General features: G+C 70.3%; 5 protein-coding genes and 1 pseudogene. All 6 read left to right on the plus strand.

The features are described from left to right. Nucleotides 1-372: pseudogene (locus tag Q0480_RS14660) on the plus strand (hypothetical protein); the annotation flags it as partial. After that, a complete protein-coding gene (locus tag Q0480_RS14665) occupies nt 372-731 on the plus strand; it encodes a peptidase (protein ID WP_366940870.1) in 360 nt (119 codons plus the stop codon). The pseudogene Q0480_RS14660 and the gene Q0480_RS14665, both read left to right, overlap by 1 nt. A 3-nt stretch (nt 732-734) precedes the next feature. Further along, a complete protein-coding gene (locus Q0480_RS14670) occupies nt 735-4,682 on the plus strand; it encodes a glycoside hydrolase TIM-barrel-like domain-containing protein (protein WP_299134034.1) in 3,948 nt (1,315 codons plus the stop codon). 12 nt (nt 4,683-4,694) lie between these two features. Further along, nucleotides 4,695-5,432: a DUF2793 domain-containing protein gene (locus tag Q0480_RS14675; protein ID WP_299134036.1), complete on the plus strand. Its 738-nt coding sequence runs from the start codon at nt 4,695-4,697 to the stop codon at nt 5,430-5,432. Nucleotides 5,433-5,509: 77 nt separating this feature from the next. Next, nucleotides 5,510-5,668, plus strand: coding sequence for a hypothetical protein (locus Q0480_RS14680; RefSeq protein ID WP_299134037.1), 159 nt, complete (start codon nt 5,510-5,512; stop codon nt 5,666-5,668). Further along, on the plus strand, nt 5,665-6,003 hold the full coding sequence (locus tag Q0480_RS14685) for a hypothetical protein (RefSeq protein ID WP_299134038.1): 339 nt from the start codon (nt 5,665-5,667) through the stop codon (nt 6,001-6,003). Before Q0480_RS14680 ends, Q0480_RS14685 begins: the two co-directional genes overlap by 4 nt. Nucleotides 6,004-6,279 lie beyond the last annotated feature (276 nt).

Genomic DNA, 6,279 nt, shown 5'->3' on the forward strand with positions numbered 1-6,279 from the left:
AGAACCAGCTCGATGCCGTCGCGTCCCGACGATCCCAAGCCCTATTACGAAGCGCATGTCTTCGCATGCGTGAACGAGCGCCCGGCCGGCCACAAGCGCGGTTCGTGCAAGGAGCGCGGCGCCGAGCCGCTGCGCAACTACATGAAGGCGCGTGCCAAGGAGCTCGGCCTCGCCGACGTGCGCATCAACCAGGCGGGATGCCTGGATCGCTGCGAGCTCGGGCCGACGCTCGTGATCTATCCCGAAGGCGTCTGGTATCGCGCCAGCACCACCGCCGACATCGACGAGATCCTCGAGACTCATCTCAAGCGCGGCGAACGCGTGACCCGGCTGATGCTGAGGCCCGAAGACGGTCCGTCGAAGAAGGCCTGATCGGCGCGGGCTGCGACTGCCTCGGGCTCGCTCGCGGCGTCTGGCGCGAGGTCGTCGGTCCCGAGCCGTTCGCCTTGCCACCCTATGGGCGCGGCTGGGGGGAGGCGGGGTCGCACGAGCTCGTCGCGGACGGAGCGCGCACGGCGATGATCGAGGTTGATCCTGTCGCGCTGGATCCCGGGACGGTCCTGATCTTCCGGATGCACCACGCGGCGATCGCGAAGCATGTCGGCATCGTCTCGGCGCCGGCGCGCTTCATTCACGCCTACGAGCGTCGGGGCGTGGTCGAGATCGACCTCGACCGTCCATGGCGTCGTCGCATCGCCTTCGCCTTCCTGTTCCCCGCGACGGAGGGCTGATCCATGGCGACCTTGGTCCTCGGCGCCGTCGGCACCGCGATCGGCGGCGCCGTCGGCGGAACGGTCCTCGGCCTCAGCGGCGCGGCGATCGGCGGCATGATCGGCTCCGCCGTCGGCTCGATGGTCGACAGCTGGGTCATCGCCTCCATGCAACCCGGCCAGCGCTACGAGGGCCAGCGGCTCGACGGTCTGCGCCTGACGTCCTCGACCGAGGGAATGGTCATCCCGCGAGTCTTCGGGGCCGCGCGCCTCGGCGGCAACCTGATCTGGGCGACCGATTTCCGCGAGGAGGTCTCGACGGAAACCCAGGGCGGCGGCAAGGGCGGCGGCGGCGGCGTGACAACCACCGAATATACCTACTTCGTGTCCTTCGCCGTCGCGCTTTGCGAGGGCCCGATCGCCGGGGTCGGTCGCGTCTGGGTCGATGGCGACCTGATGGACCTGACCGGTGTCACCTGGCGGCTCCACCGCGGCACCGAGGTACAGGGCGCCGACCCGGCGATCGTCGATGCGATGGGCGAGGATGAGACCCCGGCCTATCGCGGCACGGCCTATGTCGTCTTCGATGACCTGCCGGTGACCGAATACGGCAACCGGATCCCGCAGATCACCTTCGAGGTATTCCGGCCGCTCGCCGACGCCGACGTCGCCGAGGGCCTCGTGCCAGCGGTCACCCTGATCCCGGCGACCGGCGAATTCATCTATGCGACCGAGGAGGTCCGGAAGGACGACGGGGCGGCAACCGAGAACGCGCACACGGCCGAGGCCGTGGCGGACATGGTCGTGTCCCTCGATCGCCTCGAGGCGCTGGCCCCGGCGGTCGAGAGCGTCAGCCTGGTCGTCGCCTGGTTCGGGAGCGACCTGCGCGCCGGGGCCTGCGAGATCAGGCCCGGTGTCGAGCTGCCCGCGAAGACGACCTCGCGGCCGTGGGTGGTGAACGGCGTCACCCGCGCGGCCGCGCACCTCGTCAGCACCGACGACCAGGACCGGCCGCTCTATGGCGGCACGCCGGCGGACTTCGCCGTGGTGCAGGCGATCCAGGAGATGAAGGCGCGCGGCCTGCGGGTCACCTTCTACCCGTTCATCCTGATGGACATCCCCGCCGACAACGCGCTGCCGGACCCATATTCGGACGACGCGGCCGGATCCGGCCAGGCAACGTTCCCGTGGCGGGGGCGGATCACCTGCTCGCCGGCGGCGGGCTACGACGGGACCGTCGACAAGACGCCGGGCGCCGCGAGCCAGGTGGCGAACTTCTTCGGCGCGGCGGCGCCGTCGGACTTCGCCGTGAGCGGCACGGCCGTCTCCTGGACCGGCGGGGAAGACTGGGGCTATCGCCGCATGATCCTGCACTACGCGCATCTCTGCGACGCGGCGGGCGGGGTCGATGCCTTCCTGATCGCCTCCGAAATGCGCGGACTGACGCAGATCCGCTCGGGCGCCTCGACCTATCCGGCCGTGCAGGAACTGCGCGACCTGCTCGGGGACGTGCGGACCATCCTCGGCGGGGGGACGAAGATCAGCTACGCCGCCGACTGGTCCGAATATTTCGGTCACCATCCCCAGGACGGCTCGGGCGACGTCTTCTTCCACCTCGACCCGCTCTGGGCCGACGACGTCGATTTCGTCGGCATCGACAATTACATGCCGCTCTCGGACTGGCGGGACGGGACGGAGCACGCCGACTTCGCCGCCGGCTGGGCCACGATCTACGATCGCGACTACCTGCGATCCAACATCGAGGGCGGCGAGGGGTTCGACTGGTTCTACGCCAGCGACGCCGACCGGGCCGCGCAGATCCGGACCCCGATCACCGACGGCGCCGAAGGCAAGCACTGGGTGTTCCGGTACAAGGATGTCCGGCGCTGGTGGTCGAACGACCACTACAATCGCCCGGGCGGGAGCGAAGCCGGATCCTCCACGGCCTGGCAGCCGGAATCGAAGCCGATCAGGTTCACCGAGCTCGGCTGCCCGGCGATCGACCGGGGTCCCAACCAGCCGAACGTGTTCGTCGACCCGAAATCGTCGGAGAGCTGGGTGCCCTATTTCAGTCGCGGCTGGCAGGACACCGCGATCCAGCGCGCCTACCTGGAGGCGACGTATCTCTACTGGTCGGACGACGACAACAACCCGGAGTCCGGGGAATATGCCGGCCGCATGCTCGATGTGGCGGAATGCGCCGCCTGGACGTGGGACGCGCGGCCCTACCCGTTCTTCCCCCAGAAGGAGGATGTCTGGGCCGACGCCGCCAACTGGCGCCTCGGCCACTGGCTGACAGGACGGCTGGGGTCGGTCTCGCTCGCGGCGCTGGTGCGCCACCTCTGCGTCCGCGCCGGCCTGCCGGTCGAGCGCTGCGACGTGTCGGCGCTCTACGGGGCGGTCGACGGCTACGTCATCTCCGGCCTCGAGTCGCCGAGGACGTCGCTTGCGATGCTCGGCCGGCATTTCGGGTTCGACGCCTGCGAGAGCGAGGGCGCGATCCGCTTCGTCATGCGCGGTCGCGAGCCGGTGCTGACGGTGACCCCCGACGACCTGGCGCAGGCGAGCCCGGGCGCGGAGGTGGTGGAGATCGTCCGCGCCCAGGAGACCGAGCTGCCGCAGGCGCTCAAATGGCAGGTGAGCCGAAGCGACGACGAGTTCGACAGCGTCGTTGTCGAGGCACGGCGGATCACCGTGGAATCGGCCCGGGTAAGCAGCGAGACCTTCCCGATTACCGTGCCACCGGAAGAGACCGACCGGCGCTGCCGGCGGGCGCTGATGGAAGCCTGGACGGGACGCGAGACTGCCACCATGACGCTGCCGCCTTCGCGGCTCGCGCTCGACCCGACGGACGTGGTCCGGCTCGCCCATGACGGGCGCGGCTATGACCTGCGGATCACGCGCATCGCCGACGGCGAGGCCCGGAGCCTCGAGGCGATCCGGCAGGACCGTGAGGTCTACGATCTGCCACCCGGGACCGCCCGTCAGGTACGGCTGCGCAGCCCTGTCCTGTTCCCGGCGCCCGAGGTGGTGTTCCTGAACCTGCCGATCCTGACCGAGGACCAGACCCCCATCCGGCCACTCGTCGCCGCCGCCGTGAGCCCGTGGCCGGGCCGGATGGCCGTATGGCGCGACGCCGGCGACGACGCCTACGAGCGCCTGACCACCTTCACCAGGCCGGCCCGGCTGGGCGTGCTGGCGTTCGACCTGTATTCCGGCCCGCTCTGGCGCTGGGACTACGGGAACGCGATGTTCGTCGATCTCGAGTCCGGCACGCTGACGAGCGTCACCGAGCGCGCGCTGTTCCGGGGCGCCAACGCCTTCGCGGTGCGCTCCGGGACGAGCCGGTGGGAGATCGTGCAGGCGCGCACAGTCGAGCTCGTGTCGCCGGGTCGCTACCGCCTGACGAACCTGCTGCGCGGGCAGCGCGGCAGCGAACATGCGATGGCGGACGTCGTCGCCGCCGGCGCCCGGGTCGTAGCGCTCGACGATGCGCTCGCGGAGGTGCCGGTGTCGGAGGCGGACCTCGGCGGCGAGTGGGACTGGCGCGTGGGTCCGGCGCGGCGCCCGGTCACCGACAGCGCCTATGCCGAGCAGGCATTCACCCCGAGGGGGACCGGTCTGCGACCTTTCTCGGTCGTCCATATCAGCCAGCCGTGGCGGCGAGGTCGCGTGCCCGGTGATCTGACCATCTCGTGGGTCCGGAGGTCGCGCGTGCTGAGCGCGGACAACTGGGAGAACGGGGTGCTGCTCGCCGAGGAGGAGGAGGCCTACGACGTCGAGATCCTCGACGGCGGTGCCATTGTCCGCGCCTTCACCGCCGACACGACCAGCGTGGTCTATACCGCCGCGCAGCAGACCGCCGACTGGGGCGCGCCGCTCGGGCCGGGCGACACGCTCGATGTTCGGGTCGCCCAGATCTCCGCCGTCGTCGCCCGCGGCCCCGCGCCGGTCGAGACGCTTTATTTCTGAAGGATACGCCCCATGCCGACCGCCCATCTCGACCTGCCGTTCATCGCCGCCAGCCAGTCGCAGAAGCACGTGACCCACAACGAGGCGCTGCGGCTGCTCGACGGGATCACGCAGCTCGCCGTGCTCGACCGGCACCTCGCGGCCCCGCCCGGCAGCCCGGCCGAGGGCGCGCGCTACATCGTCGCCGGCAGCCCGACCGGCGCCTGGAGCGGCTGGGCATCGAGCGTCGCGCTCTGGGTCGATGGGGCATGGATGCGCCTCGTGCCCCGCTCGGGCTGGATCGCGTGGGTCGAGGACGAGAGCCAGGCGGTGATCTGGACCGGCACCTCGTGGGAACCGCTGGTCAACGCGCTCGGCTATATCGGTCTGTCATCGAGCGTCACGCTCGCGCTCGGCGCCGCCGGCGGCGCGGTCGGGGTCGCCGTGGCGGAGCAACTCCTGTCCGGACTCTCCGGCGCCAGCCGCGATTCGACGGTTCTGATCCCCGATCGCGCGGTGCTGCTCGGGGTCTCCACGCGCGTGACGACCGCGATCACCGGCGCGACCTCGTTCAGTTGCGGCATCGTCGGAGAGACCTCGAAATTCGGCGGCTCCCTCGGCGTCTCCGCCGGCTCCTCGAATATCGGGGTGATCGGGCCGACCGCCTTCTATGCCGATACGGCGGTCCGGTTGACGGCCAACGGTGGCAACTTCAGCGGCGGCGCAGTTCGGATCGCTCTCCACTACTTGACATGCACGGCTCCCAGTTGATCGCCTCAGGGTTGATCCATACCCGCGTCGCGGAGAAAAGAGATTTGCGTCACCCCATAGAGAAAGCGCGTGTGTTGATGGATTATCTGGTGGCCGGCCTGACGCTCGCGGCTTGCCTGCTCGGTGCCGCGATTGTGGTGCGGAGCGGCGCGCGCCGCGTCGAACGGCGGCTCGGGCGTGTAGAGCAGGACCTGCGCCGAGACGCTCCCTCCGGCGCTGATGGAGAGATGCCATGATCGAGTGGATCGCGCGCTGGCCGCTTGGCACCGGCGAGACGCTGGCGCTGGTCGGCGCTCTCGCCGGCTTCGTCCTCTTCGTCTGGCGCACCGCGCTTCGCGTCGAGCGAGGTATCGGGCGGCTCGAGGATGGGCTGCAGGGCTATGCGAAGAACAGCGACGAGGCGACGCGGGAGCTCGGCCGCCGCGTCTCGGCGCTGGAGGATCGGGTGCGCGCCCAGACCGCGCAGGAGGGCAGCGTGCTTGCGACGCTCGGGGCGCTCCAGACACAGGTGGGGGCGATGTCGAGCCGCCTCGACGGGCTGGTCTCGGCCCTGCTGCGCCGCCCCGAGTAGGAGCTGGCCCGGGCCGCCGCCGAGCGCGCCGGGACATCGCGGATTTTCGAACCGCCGCGCGGGCGAATGAGATCCGCGCTGGATCAAGACCCGATCAAGACACGATCAAGACCCTCCCGCCCGAAGGAAGCGCCATGACACCCGCCGAAGTTATCGCGCGGCAGCCGGCGGCTGCGCGCCCGATCGATGAGATCATCCTGCATTGCACCGCGACGCCGGCCGGGCGGCCGGTCAGCGTCGCGGAGATCCGCGCCTGGCACCGAACGCGCGGCTGGG

Origin of the sequence: uncultured Amaricoccus sp. (assembly GCF_937891315.1) — a bacterium.
Taxonomy (GTDB): Bacteria; Pseudomonadota; Alphaproteobacteria; order Rhodobacterales; family Rhodobacteraceae; genus Amaricoccus.

Excerpts from the sequence above, each read along its gene's own strand:
- Q0480_RS14670 (WP_299134034.1), top strand. The coding sequence starts at position 735 with ATGGCGACCTTGGTCCTCGGCGCCGTCGGCACCGCGATCGGCGGCGCC.
- Q0480_RS14675 (WP_299134036.1), top strand. The coding sequence starts at position 4,695 with ATGCCGACCGCCCATCTCGACCTGCCGTTCATCGCCGCCAGCCAGTCG.
- Q0480_RS14680 (WP_299134037.1), top strand. The coding sequence starts at position 5,510 with ATGGATTATCTGGTGGCCGGCCTGACGCTCGCGGCTTGCCTGCTCGGT.
- Q0480_RS14685 (WP_299134038.1), top strand. The coding sequence starts at position 5,665 with ATGATCGAGTGGATCGCGCGCTGGCCGCTTGGCACCGGCGAGACGCTG.